The organism is Variovorax sp. 05L425 (assembly GCF_056397705.1).
In genome coordinates, this window is sequence record NZ_JBFTNY010000005.1 from 133949 (window position 1) to 151989 (window position 18041).

The 18041-nt window shown below is 64.1% G+C and carries 18 protein-coding genes; 9 read left to right on the forward strand and 9 right to left on the reverse strand.

Annotated features, from left to right (window positions below; all coding sequences use genetic code 11):
• Positions 1-31: 31 nt before the first annotated feature.
• Genes AC1DN9_RS08025 through AC1DN9_RS08035 form a run of 3 tightly spaced genes read right to left on the reverse strand, consistent with a single transcriptional unit; the run spans position 32 to position 3897 of the window.
• Positions 32-1243 carry a restriction endonuclease subunit S gene (locus AC1DN9_RS08025; RefSeq protein WP_478098946.1) on the reverse strand — a complete coding sequence of 404 codons (1212 nt, stop codon included), beginning with the start codon at positions 1241-1243 and terminating at the stop codon, positions 32-34.
• Positions 1240-2838, reverse strand: coding sequence for a type I restriction-modification system subunit M (locus tag AC1DN9_RS08030; protein ID WP_478098948.1), 1599 nt, complete (start codon positions 2836-2838; stop codon positions 1240-1242). Before AC1DN9_RS08030 ends, AC1DN9_RS08025 begins: the two co-directional genes overlap by 4 nt.
• Positions 2839-2880: 42 nt before the next feature.
• Entirely contained in the window at positions 2881-3897 is a 1017-nt protein-coding gene (locus AC1DN9_RS08035; RefSeq protein WP_478098950.1) for a fumarylacetoacetate hydrolase family protein, read from the reverse strand.
• Between the two features lie 105 nt (positions 3898-4002).
• On the opposite strand from AC1DN9_RS08035, the gene AC1DN9_RS08040 reads away from it, so the two are divergent.
• The 4 genes from AC1DN9_RS08040 (at position 4003) to AC1DN9_RS08055 (ending at position 7565) form a co-directional block, all read left to right on the forward strand.
• Positions 4003-5130 (forward strand): DUF3108 domain-containing protein, encoded by a 1128-nt coding sequence (locus tag AC1DN9_RS08040; protein WP_478098952.1) that lies wholly within the window; start codon positions 4003-4005, stop codon positions 5128-5130.
• 77 nt (positions 5131-5207) lie between these two features.
• Entirely contained in the window at positions 5208-6281 is a 1074-nt protein-coding gene (ydiK, locus tag AC1DN9_RS08045; RefSeq protein WP_478098953.1) for an AI-2E family transporter YdiK, read from the forward strand.
• Between the two features lie 83 nt (positions 6282-6364).
• Positions 6365-6676, forward strand: coding sequence for a BTH_I0359 family protein (locus AC1DN9_RS08050; RefSeq protein WP_478098954.1), 312 nt, complete (start codon positions 6365-6367; stop codon positions 6674-6676).
• Between the two features lie 58 nt (positions 6677-6734).
• Positions 6735-7565, forward strand: a complete 831-nt coding sequence (locus AC1DN9_RS08055) for a ChaN family lipoprotein (protein WP_478098956.1) — start codon at positions 6735-6737, stop codon at positions 7563-7565.
• Positions 7566-7575: 10 nt separating this feature from the next.
• Here AC1DN9_RS08055 and aptA read toward each other — a convergent pair whose 3' ends face one another.
• Positions 7576-8910, reverse strand: coding sequence for an omega-aminotransferase AptA (gene aptA, locus AC1DN9_RS08060; RefSeq protein WP_478098958.1), 1335 nt, complete (start codon positions 8908-8910; stop codon positions 7576-7578).
• A gap of 91 nt (positions 8911-9001) precedes the next feature.
• Between aptA and purU the strand changes: the two genes are divergently transcribed.
• Complete coding sequence (purU, locus tag AC1DN9_RS08065) at positions 9002-9847, forward strand: formyltetrahydrofolate deformylase (RefSeq protein ID WP_478098959.1); 846 nt, start codon at positions 9002-9004, stop codon at positions 9845-9847.
• A gap of 1 nt (position 9848) precedes the next feature.
• On the opposite strand, the gene AC1DN9_RS08070 is transcribed toward purU, so the two are convergent.
• Together AC1DN9_RS08070 and AC1DN9_RS08075 are read right to left on the reverse strand one after the other, a co-directional pair.
• Positions 9849-10820, reverse strand: a complete 972-nt coding sequence (locus AC1DN9_RS08070; protein WP_478098960.1) for a Bug family tripartite tricarboxylate transporter substrate binding protein — start codon at positions 10818-10820, stop codon at positions 9849-9851.
• A gap of 42 nt (positions 10821-10862) precedes the next feature.
• Positions 10863-11927: an Ldh family oxidoreductase gene (locus AC1DN9_RS08075; RefSeq protein WP_478098962.1), complete on the reverse strand. Its 1065-nt coding sequence runs from the start codon at positions 11925-11927 to the stop codon at positions 10863-10865.
• 99 nt (positions 11928-12026) lie between these two features.
• Here AC1DN9_RS08075 and AC1DN9_RS08080 point away from each other — a divergent pair, with 99 nt between their 5' ends.
• From AC1DN9_RS08080 to AC1DN9_RS08095, 4 genes are read left to right on the forward strand one after another with little or no spacing between them, the layout of a single operon-like run.
• Positions 12027-12965, forward strand: a complete 939-nt coding sequence (locus AC1DN9_RS08080) for a LysR family transcriptional regulator (RefSeq protein WP_478098963.1) — start codon at positions 12027-12029, stop codon at positions 12963-12965.
• A complete protein-coding gene (locus AC1DN9_RS08085) occupies positions 12962-14467 on the forward strand; it encodes an FAD-linked oxidase C-terminal domain-containing protein (RefSeq protein ID WP_478098965.1) in 1506 nt (501 codons plus the stop codon). Before AC1DN9_RS08080 ends, AC1DN9_RS08085 begins: the two co-directional genes overlap by 4 nt.
• A 1-nt stretch (position 14468) precedes the next feature.
• A complete protein-coding gene (locus AC1DN9_RS08090) occupies positions 14469-14816 on the forward strand; it encodes a CidA/LrgA family protein (RefSeq protein WP_478098967.1) in 348 nt (115 codons plus the stop codon).
• Between the two features lie 13 nt (positions 14817-14829).
• Positions 14830-15555, forward strand: a complete 726-nt coding sequence (locus AC1DN9_RS08095; protein WP_478098969.1) for an LrgB family protein — start codon at positions 14830-14832, stop codon at positions 15553-15555.
• A 71-nt stretch (positions 15556-15626) separates the two neighbouring features.
• Here the strand turns inward: AC1DN9_RS08095 and AC1DN9_RS08100 are convergent, their stop codons facing one another.
• The 3 genes from AC1DN9_RS08100 to AC1DN9_RS08110 all read right to left on the reverse strand — a co-directional run bounded on the left by AC1DN9_RS08100 (position 15627) and on the right by AC1DN9_RS08110 (position 18017).
• Positions 15627-16004 (reverse strand): helicase SNF2, encoded by a 378-nt coding sequence (locus AC1DN9_RS08100; protein WP_478098971.1) that lies wholly within the window; start codon positions 16002-16004, stop codon positions 15627-15629.
• Between the two features lie 267 nt (positions 16005-16271).
• Positions 16272-16649: a YXWGXW repeat-containing protein gene (locus AC1DN9_RS08105; RefSeq protein ID WP_478098973.1), complete on the reverse strand. Its 378-nt coding sequence runs from the start codon at positions 16647-16649 to the stop codon at positions 16272-16274.
• A gap of 114 nt (positions 16650-16763) precedes the next feature.
• A complete protein-coding gene (locus AC1DN9_RS08110) occupies positions 16764-18017 on the reverse strand; it encodes an SGNH/GDSL hydrolase family protein (RefSeq protein ID WP_478098974.1) in 1254 nt (417 codons plus the stop codon).
• Positions 18018-18041 lie beyond the last annotated feature (24 nt).

Consider the following 18041-nt stretch of genomic DNA (forward strand, 5'->3'; position numbering starts at 1 on the left):
GGTCGACCTCGGGGGTCGAAACTCCCAACCGCTACAACTCACCTCGAAAGGCGCGTTGCTGAAGTACGTTGAACAGCTTTTCGAAATTGACGAGGGAAGCGCGATGGACGGACTTGAGTCGCTCCATCAAGTGAATGAGTTTGACGAATTTCTGCTGATTCGCAAGTGGCGGAACGTTGACTTGGAATGCCGCGACATCTTTCTGATTAATGCTGGCTTGATTTACTGCTCGCTTGGCCGCCATTCGGATTTGCCGCTTGACAAAATCTGTTTGCAAGAATGCCACCACGTACGCTGGCAAGACCAATTTGCTATCGACTCTGAATCTCATCATGTTTGACTCGAACACTACTGGTTCACTCAAGACTGGAACGATCGCCGACTTGCCAAGGTACTCCATACTGTTCACACGATTGATGATGACATCACCGTCGCACAACCCAAAGAGTTCGCCTTCTGCTTTCGAGACACGGACACGCTTCAACGTCTCCAATCCGGTAACCATGCCATCATAGAACGCGTCGATTCTCAAAATAGGCGTACCAGATCCGTATTCGCTCGCATGCTTATAGAGCCCGTTCTGGAATCCGTCGGCCACTAAATTACCCAAGTTGGCACACGGCCACTGCCGAGGATTAGTTGCGGGGTCGCCAAACATGTCGAGAAAGATCGCTCGGCCAAACCTATCGAGGTTGTCGATCATCTCTCGACGTTTCACTTGAAGCTTTTTAGCCAGGTCAAGGATTGACGCGATGCGATGCTGTTCGGCGAGCGAGGGAAGCGGCAACTCCATGGCCAAACATCTACCGATGTTCAAGTTCGAAATGTTTGTCGTCTTCTGCCCAAAACTTCGAAGAAGCGCTTGAACACTATCTGAAGCAAACCAGTGGTAGAGATATCGTGCGTTGACGTGCGTCGATTTAGTTCGCAGTACGGAAACAAACCCACCGAAGCTGGCTTTCCATGGCAGTGTCGGGATCGGGCAGCACTTCCCAACAAGATTCCAACTATTGGCGCTGGATACCAGAATATCCCCTTCACGAAGCACTTGCTCTTCGCGTCGAACAAACCGCTCTGGAACGCCCCAGACATCCTGAAGATCAAGTTGGGATTGGACATTCTTTGTCCGCATGCACGCGACCGTCCCCGGCTCTCCGACAGCTACCACATCTTCTGGCTTGAAGTTGATGCCGCGTATGAATTCCGCCACCTCACCCAAACCAACCGCCGCATTTCCGCTCATCTCAGAAGCTCCTCAAGCTCCCGAGTGCCGTCCGCGATCTCGCGTTCAAGACGCTTCAATTCATCAATGATCTGGGCTGGCTCGCCATGCACGACCTCTGCATGCGCCACCACCTTGTATCGATTCAAACTCAAGTCGTAGTTATTCGCTTTGATATCTGATTTCGGCACACAGAAGCTCTGCTCACTGCGCGATCGTTGCAACTCGGGGGCGAAGTCCCCTCCATCGGGATACAAGGATCTCCAACGTGTCAATACGTCGGGTAGGTTGTTTTTGGCGTGCTCCTCATCAGACAGCTGGCTACGCCCTTCGACAAATGCACGGAGCCCCAGTTTGTTCTCTGCCAGTTGTGACTGACGCTTGTCATCGAGACTCCACCCATCCGCCTGAACGTCGTAGAACCACACACGGTCAGTGCCACCGCTCATCGTCTTGGTGAAAAGCAAGATGGCCGTACTCACGCCCGCATAGGGCTTGAACACCCCACCCGGCAAGCGGATAACCGCATCGAGCTTTTGCTCCTCAACCAGCTTGCGACGAATCTCCTTGTGGGCCTTGCTGCTCCCGAATAACACGCCATCAGGCACGATGACGGCAGCTCGACCGCCGGTCTTTAGCAATCGCAAGAACAACGCAAGAAATAGCAACTCGGTCTTCTTGGTCTTGACGATCTGCAGCAGATCCTTCGCCGTGTTCTCGTAATCGAGACTGCCGGCAAACGGCGGATTTGCGAGGATGAGGCTATACGCCCCTTCGTCTTCCGCATGGTCTTGCGCCAGCGAATCGCGGTAGGCAATGGCGGGGTTCTCCACGCCATGCAGCAACATGTTCATGCTGCCGATACGCAGCATGGTGTTGTCGAAGTCGTAGCCATGGAACATGCCGCCGTGAAAGTGCGCGTTGAGCTTTTTGTCGCGCAGCATTTCCGGGTAATGATCCCGAAGGTATTCGCCGGCCCCAACCAGATAGCCGCAGGTGCCGCTGGCCGGATCGCAAATGGTGTCTTGCGGCGTCGGCGCGGCCAGCGCAACCATCAATTGGATGATGTGGCGCGGCGTGCGAAATTGGCCGTTCTGCCCGGCGGACGCGATCTTGCCGAGCATGTATTCGTACAAGTCACCCTTAGTGTCGCGGTCATCCATGGGGATGCCGTCGAGCAGATCGACCACCTTGGCCAGCAATGCCGGCGTGGGAATAGTGAAGCGCGCGTCGCGCATGTGATGCGCAAAAGTCGAGCGAGAGACGGCAGATTCCGCCCCTGCCGGATCTTCGGCCTCATTGAGACTGCGCAGAAAGGGAAAGACATGCTCGCTGAGCACGGCGAACATCTCCGCCGCCGAGAAATTCTTGAAGCGCGACCAGCGCAAGTCGTCGAAGTTGCGACCCTTGGCATCCTTGCCCTCGGGATAGATGCGAACGGGTGCAGCCTTCAGGCGCGCAGCCTTGTTCTCTTCGCGGGTTTGATCGCTGTCCAGGCCGCGCAGAAACAGCAGGTAGGTGATCTGCTCGATGACTTCGAGCGGATTGGAAATGCCGCCGGTCCAGAAGGCATTCCAGACCTGGTCGACCTTGTTCTTCAGTTCGCCTGTAAGCATGAAAAGGGGTTGCCGTTCCTATTAATGGCCATTAATTAATTGCTACGTGGCCCCGCCCGGCGCCACCGCTTCCTGCTCGATCGCCCCGAAGATCGACTGCCCGTCCTGCCCCTTCATCTCGATACGAATGGTGTCGCCGTACTTCATGAATTCGGTCGTCGGCTGGCCGTCCTGGATGGTCTCGATGCACCGCTTCTCGGCGATGCAGCTGTAGCCCTTCGGCCACTCCATGCGGCCGCCCTTCTCGACGCCCTTGTTGCTCACTGTGCCGCTGCCGATGATGCTGCCGGCACGCACGTTGCGCGTCTTGGCGATGTGCGCAATGAGCTGACCGAAGTGGAAAGTCATCTCCTCGCCCGCGTCGCACATGCCGACCTTTCGGCCGTTCCATGTGCATTGCAGTGCGAGGTGTACGCGGCCTCCCTGCCAGGCGTTGCCGAGTTCGTCGAGGGTCACTGCCACGGGGCTGAACGCGGTCGACGGCTTGCTCTGGAAAAAGCCGAATCCCTTGGCCAACTCCGCGGGGATCAGGTTGCGAAGGCTGACGTCATTGGCAAGCATCATGAGGCGGATGCCGTCGAGCGCCTGCGCCGGGGTGGCGCCCATCCTGACGTCGCCGGTGATGACGGCAATCTCGGCCTCGAAGTCGATCCCGAAGGCCTCGCTGGCGACCACGACCGGATCGCAGGGACCGATGAAATCGTCGCTGCCGCCCTGGTACATCAGCGGATCGGTGTAGAAGCTCTCGGGCACTTCGGCATTGCGGGCCTTGCGCACCAACTCGACGTGGTTGATGTAGGCCGAGCCATCGGCCCACTGGTAGGCGCGCGGCAGCGGCGCCATGCACTGGACCGGATCGAATGGAAAGGCATGCCGCGCCCGTCCGCCATTGAGCGCGTCATAGAGATCCTGCAATTGGGGGCTCATGAAGCCCCAGTCGTCGAGCACCTGCTGCATGCGGCTGGCGATGCCGGTGGCGTAGTGCGCGGTGGCGAGATCGCGCGAAACGACGACGAGTTGCCCGTCGCGCGAACCGTCTTTGAGAGTGGCGAGTTTCATGGGTGGCGGCCGATGCCGGCACGGCATCGCTACTAAACTGATTGACCGGGCGGCAGTGTACCGAGATGAACCTCGCGGCCTGCACCGGGTCGATCTCCGATGCGAATGACCAATCCCCCCGTCCTGCCCGAAGCACCGCGCCCGCCGTGGCGCGCGCTGGCGCTGCTGACCGCGGTGGTTGTGATCGTGCATCTGGTCCTGCTCGGTCTTGCGCCTTCGGGCGTGGGAACACCACCTTCTCCGCTGGCCGACAGGTTCATCACCCGAACCATCGTCGTCGCGCCGCCGCCCGCCGCCGCACCTGCACTCGCACGGCCCGCGCCTCCCGCCGAGATCAAGCCGGTGCGTCCGCGCCCGCCGGCCCGGCCGCGGCCGGTCGCACCCAGACCGGCGCCCGAACCCGCAACAGCCGCCCAGCCCGAGCCGCAGTCGCAGGACCTCGCTTCGCAGACAACCACCGATACGGGAACAGCGGATAGCGCGCCCGCCGGCGGCGCGGGTTCGGCGACAGGAAACGGCCAAGGGGCAGCCGCAGCCGGCAACGAGGCCGCGGATGCCAACATGCCCGGCTCGGTGCCACTGCACATCCCAGGGTCGGTGCGCCTCGTCTTCGCCGCGACCGCCCAGCAAGGAACGACGCCCATGCAGGGCGTGTTCGGGAATCTCGACTGGCTGCAGGACGGCGACCGCTACGACGCCCAGCTGTCTCTCACCTTCCTCTTCAAGACCTTCCGTAGCCTGCACAGCAACGGCGTCATTGGTTCGACGGGGATCGAGCCGATGCGCTTCTCGGACAAGCGCAAGACCGAAGTCGCCTCCCATTTCGTGCGCGACCAGAAGACCGTGATCTTCAGCAACAACTCACCCAGCGTGCCGCTGCTGGCAGGCGCGCAAGACCGCCTGAGCGTGGTGATGCAACTGGGCGCCCTGATGGCCGGCGATCCGGCGCGCTATCCCCCGGCGTCGGTCATCGCAGTGCAGACGGTCGGGCCCTCCGACGCCGAGATCTGGACCTTCACCATCTCGGGCGAAGAGCAAGTGACGGTGCCTGCAGGCGAATTTACGGTGCGAAAGCTCACACGCGCCCCGCGCCAGCCCTTTGACGACAAGATCGAACTCTGGCTCGCGCCGGAACTGGGCTATTTGCCGGTCCGCATCAGGCAGACCCAGCCGAACCAGGATTTCGTCGACCTCCAACTGCGCGAACAGGTGCCGTTGCGCACTTCCAACTAGCGTCACGCATCTTGTCGATGGCCTGCCGGCCGACTTCGGGGACACTGCGAGGCATTCAGGCAAGAATGCACCGCACCATGACCGAAACCCGTACCGACCTGGCCAAGATCACGCTCAACGTGCTGAGCATCGCCCTGCTCATCGGTTCTTCGCTCTGGGTCTTGCGGCCGTTTCTGGGCGCGACGATCTGGGCGGCCATGGTGGTGGTGGCGACTTGGCCGGCGCTGCTGTGGTTCGAGGCCCGGCTCTGGCGACGCCGGAGCCTGGCGGTGCTGGTGATGGTGCTGATCCTGCTGCTTCTGTTCGTGCTGCCGCTGACGATGGCGATCTCGACCATCGCCGCCAACGCGAACGAAGTCACCACGTGGGTCAAGTCGCTGATCAGCCAGGGGCCGCCCAAGGTGCCCGAGTGGCTGGGGCGGCTGCCCTTCGTCGGACCGCGATTGACCGCCGCCTGGGACGCGCAAGTGGCTTCGGGCGTGGCGGGACTGGAAGCCGAGATCGCGCCCTACGCCAAGCAGGTCACCGGATGGGTGTTCGCCCAGGCAGGCGTGGTGGGGGCACTGACCTTGCAGTTCCTCCTGACCGTGGTCATCGCGGGCCTCATGTACGCCCAGGGCGAGGCCGCGGCAGCGACAGTCCGCCAGTTCGGCCGAAAGCTCGGCGGGCAACGGGGCGAAGACGCCGTGATCCTGGCCGGTCAGGCGATCCGCGGGGTGGCCCTGGGGGTGGGCGTGACGGCCATCGTCCAGGCGGTCATGGGCGGAATCGGCCTGGCGATCGCCGGCGTGCCGTTCTCGGCGCTGCTCACGGCGGTCATGTTCATGTTCTGCATCGTCCAGATCGGGCCGACGCTGGTGCTGGCGCCCGCAGTGATCTGGGTGTTCTGGAGCGGATCGACCGGCTGGGGCGTTTTTCTGCTGATCTGGACCCTCATCGTGGGCACGATGGACAACTTCCTGCGTCCATGGCTGATCAAACGCGGCGCCGATCTCCCCCTGCTGCTGATCTTCGCCGGTGTCATCGGCGGCTTGTTCGGATTCGGACTGGTCGGCATCTTTGTCGGTCCGGTCATGCTGGCGGTGTCGTACACGCTGCTGGAGGCCTGGCTCGCTGACCCCGAACCCCAGCCGGTCGAGGCAAAACCCTGAGAGGGACACAAAAAAATACAGGCGCGTTCCTACAACGCAACGCCGGATATTGAAACTGGCGCGTTGATTGCTATCTAACGACCATGAATGCCATCGACATCCTCACAGGACCCGACATGCAAATGCTCTACGACTCCGACTCTTTCGTCGTCGTGCACGTGCAGCCGACGGAAGGAGACGCGCCGGTGGCGCCCAACGTTCCGGTGCTGGCGCGCCACGGCTTCGAGATCGTCGACAAGCGCTCGGGCAAGGAGGTTTATCTGGACGGTTCCTGGGCCGAACTCTTCCAGCAGCAAATCGCCGCCTGGCAAATCAACACGCCCACGCAGGAAGAAGTCGAGGACACCCTCGAAGGGTATGCCGAGTTGGCGCACACACCCGTCCTCGTCCATTGACCCGACAAAAGAGCGCTTCGGCGCTCTTTTTTTCTTCAGCCGGGGCATAGTGGCGGCCATGCTCCTTCGACACCCTTTCGCACTGACATTCCTCGCGTCGCTTATCGGTGCAACGGTGCTTTCAGGTTGCGCAGCCGGCACGCCGGCTGCCGACACCCCTGTCGCCCGTCGCGTGGCGACATTGTTGCCCACTGACGCCCTGCTGCTCGGCGAACAGCACGACGCCCCCGAGCACCACGCGATCGAACGTCAGACTGTCGAGGCGCTCACCGCCAACGGCCACCTTGCGGCGCTCGCCCTCGAAATGGCCGACACAGGCAACAGCACCGGCTATCTCGGCGCCGACGCGACCGAATCCCAAGTACAGACGGCGTTGAGCTGGAACGACAACGCCTGGCCCTGGACCGACTACGGGCCCGCCGTGATGGCCGCCGTGCGCGCTGGCGTGCCCGTGATTGGTGCCAACCTGCCGCGCGAGCACATGAAGGACGCGATGAAGGACGTTTCGCTCGACGCCCAACTCGCCGACGACGCCCGGGCGGCCCAGCGTGAGGCTGTGCGCAGCGGGCACTGCAACCTGCTTCCGGAGTCGCAGATCGTCCCGATGACGCGCATCCAGATCGCGCGCGACCGGTCGATGGCGCTAGCGATCGTCAAGGCGCGGGTGCCCGGCAAGACGGTGCTGCTGGTGAGCGGCGCCGGCCACGCCGACAAGGCGCTCGGGGTTCCGCAACACCTGCCGACCGACATCTCGGTGAAGGTAGTGCAGATGCAAGCCGGCGCGCCGCGCGCCACGGCGGACGTCTTCGACGTCGCGTGGCAAACGCCCGCACTGCCCGAAAAGGACTACTGCGCCGCGCTGCGGCCGGAGCGCCGCAGCCCGGGCTGATACCGCTTCGTCAGGCGTGCTTCTTGATCGCGTCGGCCAGCGTATTGACCAAGGCGTCGATGTGCGACTTCTCGACGATGTAAGGCGGCGCGATCACGAGCACGTCGCCCGCGGGCCGCACCAGAGCGCCGTTGTGGAAGCACTCGAGGAAGATGTCATAGGCGCGCTTGCCGGGCAAGCCCGCGATCGGCGCGAGTTCGACCGCCGCTGCGAGCCCCAGGCTGCGAATGCCGATGACGTTCGGCAGTCCCTTGAAAGTGCTGTGGAAGGCGTCGCCCAGCACCTTGCCCATTTCGCCCGCGCGCGCAAACAGCTGCTCTTTCTGGAACAGTTCCAGCGTCGCGATGGCGGCCGCGCAGGCAACCGGATGGCCCGAGTAGGTGTAGCCGTGGAAGAACTCCACCACGTGCTCGGGCGCTGACGTGTTCATCATCGCGTCGTAGAGCTTGTCGCGGCAGATCACGCCGCCCAGCGGAATCACGCCGTTGGTCACGCACTTCGCGAAATTCAGCATGTCGGGCACGACACCGTAATAGTCCGACGCGAAATTGGTGCCCATGCGCCCGAAACCCGTGATGACCTCGTCGAAGATCAGCAGGATGCCGTGCTTGTCGCAGATCTCGCGCAGCTTCTGCAGGTAGCCCTTGGGCGGCACGTACCAGCCGGCGGACCCGGCAATGGGTTCCACGATGATCGCGGCCACGTTGCTCGGATCGTGCAGCGGCAGGATGCGCTGTTCCAGGTCGGCCAGTGCATCCTCGGCCCAGACCGGCTCCTGGTTGTGGATGTACGCATGGTTGACCGGATCGTGGATGAAGCGCATGTGGTCCACGCGCGGCAGGAAGGCAGAGCCGAACACCTTGCGGTTGCCCGGGATGCCGCCCACCGACATGCCGCCGAAACCGACGCCGTGGTAACCCTTCTCGCGGCCGATGAAGACGTTGCGGTGGCCTTCGCCACGGGCGCGGTGATAGGCCAGCGCGACCTTCAGCGACGTGTCGGCGGCCTCGCTGCCCGAGTTGCAGAACAGCACCTTGTTGAGGTCGCCCGGCGCCATGGCGGCGATCATCTCGGCAGCCTTGAAAGCCTTGTCGTTACTGACCTGGAACGCCGTCGCGTAGTCGAGCGTGTCGAGTTGCGCCTTGATGGCCTCATTGATGGGCTTGCGGTTGTGGCCCGCGCCCACGCACCAGAGCGAGGAGATGCCGTCGATCACCTTGTGCCCGTCATGCGTGGTGAACTCCATCCCGTCGGCCGCCACGAAAACACGCGGGTCTTTCTTGAAGTGGCGGTTGGGGGTGAAGGGCAACCACTGGTTGTCCATGTTGAAGTCGTTGTAGGCCATGAATCGCTCCTGAGAGGTACGTTCTTGCTTGAAAAGGTTGATTTTGGCACCGGCCGCGTCAACCGTGCGCCCTGCGACAATGGCCGGCCTTATGAATCCCGCGTACATCCTTACCCTTTCCTGCCCCGATCGCACCGGCATCGTCCACGCTGTTTCCGGTTTCCTGCTCGATCGCGGCGGCAACATCGAGGAAGCAGCCCAGTACAACGACCACGGTACCGGCCTGTTCTTCATGCGCGTGCGCTTCGCGTGCGACCAAAGCGAAGCCGCGCTGCGCGAACAGATCGGCGAACTGGCGGCGAAATTCGGAATGCGCTGGAAGCTCTACGCCGCCGCCGAACCGATGAAGACGGTCATCATGGTCAGCAAGGAAGGCCACTGCCTCAACGACCTGCTCTTCCGCTGGAAGAGCGGCCTGCTCTCCATCGACGTGCGCGCCATCATCTCGAACCACCGCGACTTCTATCAGCTGGCGGCGAGCTACAACGTGCCCTTCCACCACATCCCGGTGACTGCCGCGACCAAGGCGCAGGGAGAGGCCAGGCAGCTCGAGATCATCGAGGCCGAGGGTGCCGACCTCGTGGTGCTGGCGCGCTACATGCAGATCCTGAGCAACGACCTGTGCGTCAAGCTCGCGGGCCGCGCCATCAACATCCACCACTCCTTCCTGCCCAGCTTCAAGGGCGCCAAGCCCTACTACCAGGCACATGACCGCGGCGTGAAGCTGATCGGCGCCACGGCGCACTACGTGACGGCCGACCTCGACGAAGGCCCGATCATCGAGCAGGACGTGGAGCGCGCCGACCACACCGACACGGTCGAAGACCTCACCGCACGCGGTCGCGACACCGAAAGCCAGGTGCTCGCGCGCGCCGTGAAGTGGCACAGCGAGCACCGGGTGCTGCTGAATGGCCACCGCACGGTGGTCTTCCGCTAAGTCAGTCGACCTTGATGTTGTTCGCCTGGATCACCTTGCGGTAGAGCTCGTACTGCGCGGCGATCGCGCGGCCGAATTCGTCGGGCGGCATGCCCCGCACCGTAATGCCCTGGGCGACCAGCTTGGCGTTGGTGTCCGGGTCATCCAACGCATGGCGCACCGCCGTGTATTGCCGATCGATGATCTCCTTCGGCGTCCCCTTGGGCGCAACCAGCGCGAACCACGAGTTGAAGAAGAAGTCCGGCAAGCCCGACTCGGCCACTGTCGGCACGTCCGGATACTGAGCCAGTCGCTTCTGCGTCGACACTGCGAGCAGGCGCAGCTTGCCGCCCTGTATCAGCGACGTGACCGTCCCCAGCCCCTGGAACGCGGCATCGACTTCTCCGCCGGCCACCGCGACCGCCGCCGGCGTCGCTCCTTTGTACGGCACGTGCGTCACGTTGATTCCTGCGCGCGAGGCGAACATCGCCATCGCGATGTGCTGCGGGCTGCCGCTCCCGCCTGAGCCGTAGTTGAGCTTGCCGGGCGATGCCTTCGCCGCCTTGATGAAATCGTCCACGGTGTGGAAGGGCGAATCGGGCTTGACCACCAGGCCCCATTCGATCGTGCCGACCAGCGAGATGGGCGCGAAGTCGGTCAGCGCATCCCAACCCGCCTTGGGATAGATGTGCGGAATCATCGTCAGCACGCTGTCGTTGAACCCGCCCAGGGTGTAGCCGTCCGGTGCCGCGTGCGCGACGCGATCCGCACCGATCAGGCCTGAAGAGCCGGGAATGTTCTCCAGCACGAAGGGCTGCCCGAGGTCGGAACCCATCTTCTGCGTGAGGACGCGTGCACCGTTGTCCACGGCACTGCCCGCCGCCAGCGGAATCACCATGCGGATCGGCTTGGTTGGATACGCCGACTGAGCGGATGCAAGCATCGCGGCGCTGCAGATCCATAGGCCGGCCAGAAGGCGTTGCAGGAATGTCATGGGAGTCTCCGTAGTTCTTATTTCTTTGAACGGCCGCGCGCTTCAGCGCAGCGCGGCGATGCCGAGCCGGGCGGCCAGCTGATCGAGATCATCGACCAGCGCGGCCGCGACCGGCACGCCGCTCTTCTCGTACGCCGCGCGTCGGCCATGGCTTTGCTCGCCGGGCAGCCAGATGCGCTCCACGCCCGGCAGGCGCTCGCTGTTGCGGATGTCGCGCACCAGCGCGTCGACGGCCGCCTTGAACGGCCCCGCCCCGCCGAAAGCTGCGAGATCGATCACGAGGATGGCCTGTCCGGTATTGGTGGGCGTGACGTGATCGGCGTTGAAATCGATCAGGTCGCGCCCCATCGCGGCGCCTTGCAGCGTACCGGCCAGCAGGCCGACGATGAGCGCGAGACCGTAACCCTTGTGGCCGCCGATCGGCAACAGAAACCCCTCGTTCGACCGCTTGGGGTCAGTGAGCGGACGCCCCTGGCGATCGATCATCCAGCCCTCGGGCATCGGCTCGCCGCGCTTGGCCTTGGCCTTGACCTTGCCGTAGGCCGCGACGGTCGTTGCCATGTCGAGCACGACGGCAGGCTCCTCTCCGGCGGGAATCCCCGCGGCGATGGGGTTGGTCGACAGCAGCATCTCCATGCCGCCCCAGGGCGCCATGTGGTTGGCGTTGCCGACCGCGAAGTACAGCCCGATCATGTCGTGCGCCACCGGCATGCGCGCGTAGAGCGAAGCGGGTCCCGCGTGGTTGCTGGCGCGCGTGCCCACCCAGGCGACACCAGCACTGCGCGCTTTCTCGATGGCGATGCGCACCGCGTGCGACACCACCAGATGGCCCATGCCGTTGTCGCCATCCACCACCGCCATGGCGGCACGCTCCTCGACCACGCGAATATGGGGCCGAACGTTGATGCCGCCGGCCTCGATGCGCTGGACGTACTGCGGCAGACGGATGATCCCGTGGCCGTCCGAACCCTGCAGGTCGGCCTCGGCCATCAGGCCAGCGACGCAATCCGCATCGTCGCGGGAAAGGCCCACCCGCTCCAGCGCCTCGGCGGTGAAACGCCGCAGGCGCTCACCGGGAATCCATATGGTTTTGCTATCGGTTGTCATATGTCGCGGCAGTCTAGGTAAGCGCTACACCGTCGTCCAATGCCGAATCGGTTCGGAGCCATATCATTTTGCGATTGCTCCCATCGACAGGCAGCCGCCATGAACCTTCGCACCCTGCGCTATTTCGTCGCCATTGCCGATGCCGGCAGTTTCACCGCCGCGGCGACGGCGCTTTCCATCGCCCAATCCGCGTTGACGCGGCAATTGCGCGATCTGGAGACGGAACTGGGCGTCCAACTCCTGCAGCGCGGTCCGCGCGGCGTTCGGCTGACCCAGGAAGGCGCAACCCTTTACGAATCGGCGCAGCGCATGCTGGCCGAGTCGGCGCGCGTGAGGCAGTTGTTGACGAACGGCGATGCCAATTCGGCGTCCACGGTGGTGCTCGGCGTGTCGCCGACGCTCACGCGGGTGCTCCTGCCCGGCGTGTTCGAGCGCTGTCATCACGGCCTGGCCGGCATTCGGCTGGTCGTGCGCGAGGCCTTCACGCCGCAATTGCTGGAGAGCCTCGAACGGGGCAGGATCGACCTGGCGGTGGTGACCAACCCCGAGCCCAACCGCGCCCTCGCCCATCAACCACTGCTGGCCGAGCCCTTCGCGCTCATCACGCCAATGGAAGCCAACACACCGCCGGTGGTGCCGCTGGCCGCGCTCGCCAAGGTTCCGCTGCTGATGACGCGGCTGCATCGCGGCATCGTGGAAAGAACCCTCGCGCCGCTCGGCACACGGCTCAATATCCAAGCAGAGATCGACTCGGTCGATGCCATCCGCGAACTCGTGCTTCAAGGCCGATGGGCGACGGTCATGCCGGTGTCGGTCTTCAAGGAACAGCGCCAAGGCACGGTGCGCCTGTCGGAAGTCTCCGGCGTGCAGTTGCATCGCATGCTGATGCTGGCCACGCGCATCGAGCGCGCGCAGAACGCGGCCATCGCCGTGGTGGCCGACGTGGTGCGGGCCGAGGCCGGCAAGCTCGCGGCGGCTGGCGTTTTCAGCTTCGGATCGGCGCCCGTGGCGGCCAAGACGGAGACAATGGCGGCATGAACACAGCGTCGGTCGAAACCGGGAACGCCTCCGTCTCCCGCAGAGAACTTCAGGCCAGGGTGGTGAGCGCCTTGCAGGCGAAGCTCCCATCGCACGCCGTCCTGTCGAACGACGAGGACACCGTCCCTTATGAATGCGATGGCCTCACGGCCTACCGCCAGCGTCCGCTGGTCGTCGCGCTGCCCGAAAACGAAGCGCAGGTGCAGGCCGTGCTCAAGACCTGTCATGCGCAGGGCGTGCCCATCGTGGCGCGCGGCGCGGGCACGGGTCTCTCCGGCGGCGCGATGCCGAACGCGCTCGGCGTCACGTTATCGCTCGCCAAGTTCAACCGCATCCTCAAGATCGATCCAGTGAGCCGCACGGCCGTCGTGCAATGCGGCGTGCGAAATCTCGCGATCAGCGAGGCGGCGGCGCCCTTCGGCCTCTACTACGCGCCCGATCCTTCGAGCCAGATCGCCTGCACCATCGGCGGCAACGTGGCGGAGAACTCGGGCGGCGTGCACTGCCTCAAGTACGGCCTGACGCTGCACAACGTGTTGCGCGTGCGCGGCTTCACGGCCGAGGGCGACCCGATCGAGTTCGGCAGCGAGGCGCTCGACTGCGCCGGACTCGACCTGCTGGCGCTCGTGATCGGCAGCGAAGGCATGCTGGCCGTGACCACCGAAGTGACCGTCAAGCTCGTGCCGAAGCCGCAGTTGGCGCGCTGCATCATGGCCAGCTTCGACGATGTGCGCAAAGCCGGCGATGCGGTCGCCGCAGTGATCGCGGCCGGCATCATCCCGGCGGGGCTGGAGATGATGGACAAACCCATGACTGCCGCAGTCGAAGACTTCGTGCACGCGGGCTACGACCTCGATGCCGCGGCGATCCTTCTGTGCGAATCCGACGGCACGCCCGAGGAGGTCGAGGAGGAAATCGGCCGCATGACCGACGTGCTGCGCGGCTGCGGCGCCACCGCGATCGCCTGCAGCGAGAACGAAGAGGAGCGCCTCCGGTTCTGGAGCGGCCGCAAGAACGCGTTCCCCGCATCGGGCCGAATCAGCCCGGACTACATGTGCCTGGACTCGACCATCCCGCGCAAGCGGCTCGCCGACATCCTGTTGGCCATCCAGGAGATGGAAAAGAAATACAACCTGCGCTGCTGCAACGTGTTCCACGCGGGCGATGGCAACCTGCATCCGCTGGTGCTGTTCGACGCGAATGATCCCGACGAGCTTCACCGCTGCGAGTTGTTCGGCGCCGACATCCTCGAGACCAGTGTTGCGATGGGCGGCACGGTGTCGGGCGAGCATGGCGTCGGCGTCGAGAAGCTCAACAGCATGTGCGTGCAGTTCACGGCGGCCGAGAACGAGCAGATGTTCGGGGTGAAGCGCGCCTTCGACCCGGCGGGTCTCTTGAACCCCGGCAAGGTGATTCCGACGCTGCAGCGCTGCGCCGAATACGGCAAGCAGGTGTTCCGCGGCAGCAAGCCGCAGCCGTTCGCCGATCTTCCGCGCTTTTGAGATGAACGGATTGCGCGGCATGGCCTGGCTGCTGGTGTTCCAGTCTGCCGGCGAGGTTCTTTCGCGAGGCTTGTCCTTGCCTCTTCCGGGGCCCGTGCTCGGCATGATGCTGATGCTCGCAGGCTTGCGTTTTTCCGTTGTGCGCGAGCCGGTGGCCGAATGCGCGACGTTTCTGCTCGGTCACCTTTCGCTGCTTTTCGTTCCGGTCGGCGTGGGCGTGATGACGCACCTCGCGCTGCTCAGCCAGTTCGGCGGGCGGATGCTCGTGATCATCGCGCTGTCGACGTGGATCGGGCTGGCCGTCACGGCGCTGGTGCTTTACTGGCCGGACCGCAAACAAAAAGCGTGAGGGAAGCCTGAACATGCCGCGTTTCGTCGAACTCTGGATCTATCTATCGGCCACGCCGCTCTTCGGCCTCACCGCGACGCTGGTCGTGTATCTGCTCGCGAATGCGGCGTACACACGGCTCGGTGCGGCGCCTTGGGCCAATCCGGTGCTGTGGTCGGTGATCGTGCTGGCGAGCGGACTGCTGCTCACGCATGTGGACTACCAGACCTACTTCGCAGGCGCGCAGTTCATTCACTTCCTGCTCGGGCCGGCCGTGGTCGCGCTGGCGTGGCCGCTGTGGCAGCGGCGCGCCGAGTTGCGTGCGCGCTTCGGTCGGCTGGTGCTCGCATCGCTGCTGGGGGGCGCGGCCGCTGGCGGTTCTGCCGTGGCATTGGGTTGGGCGATGGGGTTGCCGCACGACGTGGTGCTGTCGCTCGCACCCAAGTCGGTGACGGCGCCCGTTGCGATGGGGATCGCCGAAAAGATCGGCGGTATTCCGGCACTTTCGGCTGTGTTCGCAGTGCTGACCGGCATGATCGGCGCGCTGTCCGGCAAGTACCTCTTCGACGCGCTGCGAATCAGCACCAGCACTCAAGGCTACGCCGCGCGCGGTTTCGGCCTGGGTACGGCCGCGCACGGCATCGGCGCAGCCAGGGCGCTGCACGTCAATGCGGATGCCGGTGCCTACGCCGGTCTCGCACTGGGCATGCAGGTGGTGCTTGCGGCGCTGCTGATGCCACTGGTCTTTCGCCTCTTCTGAGCGAAGCAGAAAAAAGCCGGCCCATGCAATTCGCATGGCCGGCTTCTTGTTTTGCGCCCAAGGCGCGTGGATTACAGCGCGAGGGGGTTGCCACGTGCCGCAGCACGTGCCTCGGCGCGCACAGCATCGCGGTTGACGGTGCTGGCCAGAATCGGTGCCACACCGGCCGAGGCGCCTTCCGCATACGGGTCGGCGCTGTGCGCAGCGGCAACACCCTGGTTGCGCACGGCCGAGCGGGTGCTGGCGCTCACTACAACCGCCGGGACGCCCGACTCGGCGCCGTCGGCATAGGGGTTGACCTGGTGTGCTGCGGTCACAGCATCGGCGCGGACCGTTGCGCGGCTGTTTGCCGACACGAGCGGATGCACGCCTTCGTAGGTTTCTGCTTGGGCGCCGGCTGCGGCCAGGAGAGTGAGGGCGGCTGCGGCGATGATCTTCGAGGTCTTCATTTCAATGTCCTTTGACTGTTTAGGATGATTTCGAACCGGTCTTGGGTGGGGGCGGCCCTTGGAGGGCGGCCACCTCGCTCGGGGGCCCTGTTCACCCAGAACTGCTTGCTTGCTGTTCTGTGGGATGAATTGTGCGCCTGATTTCTTAGTAGAAACCCTAATGAATCCGAACTGCCGTGTTAACGAAATTGAAACAGTCAAGAGAACTGGAGCGAGAACTCACTTCTCGCTGAGGGCGCCGCGCCTCAGGCGGCGCCCTTGCGGAGATCAGCTTCGGGACGGATTGTTCGGCCGATGGTCATACCGGTTCGGCACGCCGTCGTGATCGTTGTCCCATCCGCCGGCCTGGTATTCCCAGCGGCCGCCGCGCTCGTGCCATTGGGGAGCGCGGTAGGCGTAGCCCGGCCTCGCGTGCATCCAGTTGCCGCCTTGCCAGACGTATCGCCCATGGTTCCACTCGTAGTGGCCAGGCGCCCACACGTAGCCGGGGCGGGGCGGCGGCACGCGCTCATAGCGCGGCGCCGGCGGCGGCCCCACCTGCACCGAGATCACGGCCTGCGCCTGGGCGGCGGTCGGCACGACCATGGCGCCAACGGACAGAAGTGACGCAGCGCCCATCGCAAAAGTGACAGCCAGTTTTTTCATGAGGACTCCTTTGAGTTGCTGGAGACTTCATCCTCCCTGCCTCAAGTGTACCGTTCGTAAGCCGCCGACGAAGTCTTGTGTAAACCTGTGTCGACCGAATTTGCGATGGGATGGCTATTTCTGGAGTGCGCGCAGGTCGATCGCATCGGCCATCGCCGCATGGCCCGAAGCGCTCGGATGCAAGTGATCACCCAGGTCGTAGACCGGCTTCAGCGACTGCGGGTCGGCGGGATCTCGCAACGCAGCATCGAAATCGATGACGCCGTCGATGCCCTGCTGGCCGCGGATCCAGCGATTCACTGACTGTCGCCGAATCTCCTTCTCCTCATTCCAGTAGGCCGAGCCCTTGAAGGGCAGCAGCGTGCCCAACAGCACCTTGACGCCCCAGGCACGCGACTGGTCGATCAACTGCTGCAGGCCAGCGGTGATCTGATCAACAGTCGGAGCGCCGAGGCGCCCGCCTGAATCCTGCAAGGTCAAGCCGATGTCGTTGATGCCGATGAGGATGATGACGTGGGTCACGCCGCTCTGTCCCAGCACGTCGCGCTCGAAGCGCTCGACGCCCTTGGCCCCGGCACCGTCGCTGAGCAGACGATTGCCCGAAATGCCCTCGTTGAGCACCGCGAACAGCCCTGCGCTGCCCGGCCTTCCGCGCAAGCGCAATGCCAGCCGCTCGGGATAGCGCACGGCATGCCCATCGCCCACGATGCCCGCGCCCTCGGTGATCGAATCGCCGAACGCGACCACGACGCGCGAGGCCCGGGGGCCAACCACATCCAGACCGGTCACGATGTGGTTCCATCCCGAACGTGTGGCATGGGTCCAGTTGGCTTGCCGGACGGCATCGCCCGGCGTGATCCAGGTCGCGCCGGGTGTCAGGTGATGCACGGTCGCGAACGACACCGGCGCATCGACGTGAAAACTGACCGAGACGGCCTGGTCCGGCGCCACGGCGAATGAGGTCGCATCGCTCCACACCTCCCTGCCCGGCGCGATCGTGACGTCGGCACGCCCGCCGAATCGCAAACTTTGCAGCGTGCCGGGGGAAACGGCATTTCCGCCGGTACTGCGCGCCACGCTCGCCGACGCGATATGCAGAGGCATGTTGCCGAAGCGATTGGAAAACCGCACCCTGACGCGCTGTCCGCCCAAGGTGGGCTGCAGACCCTGGCGCAATGTCAGGTTGTCGAGCAAAGGTGGGGGCGACGAGGGCGCACCGCTCCACGGAAGCGCCTGTGCGTAGTCCTGCGGCGCCGCGGCCCAACTCCCGGTCCAGCGCACCTCATCGCGCGCCTGCGCGAGTGCCGGCGGATTCGCCAGCAGCACGCTCAGCAGCAGCGCGCCAAGGAGTCGTGCAACGAGGTTCATGCGCAAAGCAGCGCAGTTTACGGA

Excerpts from the sequence above, each read along its gene's own strand:
- AC1DN9_RS08025 (WP_478098946.1), bottom strand. The coding sequence starts at position 1,243 with ATGAGCGGAAATGCGGCGGTTGGTTTGGGTGAGGTGGCGGAATTCATA.
- AC1DN9_RS08030 (WP_478098948.1), bottom strand. The coding sequence starts at position 2,838 with ATGCTTACAGGCGAACTGAAGAACAAGGTCGACCAGGTCTGGAATGCC.
- AC1DN9_RS08035 (WP_478098950.1), bottom strand. The coding sequence starts at position 3,897 with ATGAAACTCGCCACTCTCAAAGACGGTTCGCGCGACGGGCAACTCGTC.
- AC1DN9_RS08040 (WP_478098952.1), top strand. The coding sequence starts at position 4,003 with ATGACCAATCCCCCCGTCCTGCCCGAAGCACCGCGCCCGCCGTGGCGC.
- ydiK (WP_478098953.1), top strand. The coding sequence starts at position 5,208 with ATGACCGAAACCCGTACCGACCTGGCCAAGATCACGCTCAACGTGCTG.
- AC1DN9_RS08050 (WP_478098954.1), top strand. The coding sequence starts at position 6,365 with ATGAATGCCATCGACATCCTCACAGGACCCGACATGCAAATGCTCTAC.
- AC1DN9_RS08055 (WP_478098956.1), top strand. The coding sequence starts at position 6,735 with ATGCTCCTTCGACACCCTTTCGCACTGACATTCCTCGCGTCGCTTATC.
- aptA (WP_478098958.1), bottom strand. The coding sequence starts at position 8,910 with ATGGCCTACAACGACTTCAACATGGACAACCAGTGGTTGCCCTTCACC.
- purU (WP_478098959.1), top strand. The coding sequence starts at position 9,002 with ATGAATCCCGCGTACATCCTTACCCTTTCCTGCCCCGATCGCACCGGC.
- AC1DN9_RS08070 (WP_478098960.1), bottom strand. The coding sequence starts at position 10,820 with ATGACATTCCTGCAACGCCTTCTGGCCGGCCTATGGATCTGCAGCGCC.
- AC1DN9_RS08075 (WP_478098962.1), bottom strand. The coding sequence starts at position 11,927 with ATGACAACCGATAGCAAAACCATATGGATTCCCGGTGAGCGCCTGCGG.
- AC1DN9_RS08080 (WP_478098963.1), top strand. The coding sequence starts at position 12,027 with ATGAACCTTCGCACCCTGCGCTATTTCGTCGCCATTGCCGATGCCGGC.
- AC1DN9_RS08085 (WP_478098965.1), top strand. The coding sequence starts at position 12,962 with ATGAACACAGCGTCGGTCGAAACCGGGAACGCCTCCGTCTCCCGCAGA.
- AC1DN9_RS08090 (WP_478098967.1), top strand. The coding sequence starts at position 14,469 with ATGAACGGATTGCGCGGCATGGCCTGGCTGCTGGTGTTCCAGTCTGCC.
- AC1DN9_RS08095 (WP_478098969.1), top strand. The coding sequence starts at position 14,830 with ATGCCGCGTTTCGTCGAACTCTGGATCTATCTATCGGCCACGCCGCTC.
- AC1DN9_RS08100 (WP_478098971.1), bottom strand. The coding sequence starts at position 16,004 with ATGAAGACCTCGAAGATCATCGCCGCAGCCGCCCTCACTCTCCTGGCC.
- AC1DN9_RS08105 (WP_478098973.1), bottom strand. The coding sequence starts at position 16,649 with ATGAAAAAACTGGCTGTCACTTTTGCGATGGGCGCTGCGTCACTTCTG.
- AC1DN9_RS08110 (WP_478098974.1), bottom strand. The coding sequence starts at position 18,017 with ATGAACCTCGTTGCACGACTCCTTGGCGCGCTGCTGCTGAGCGTGCTG.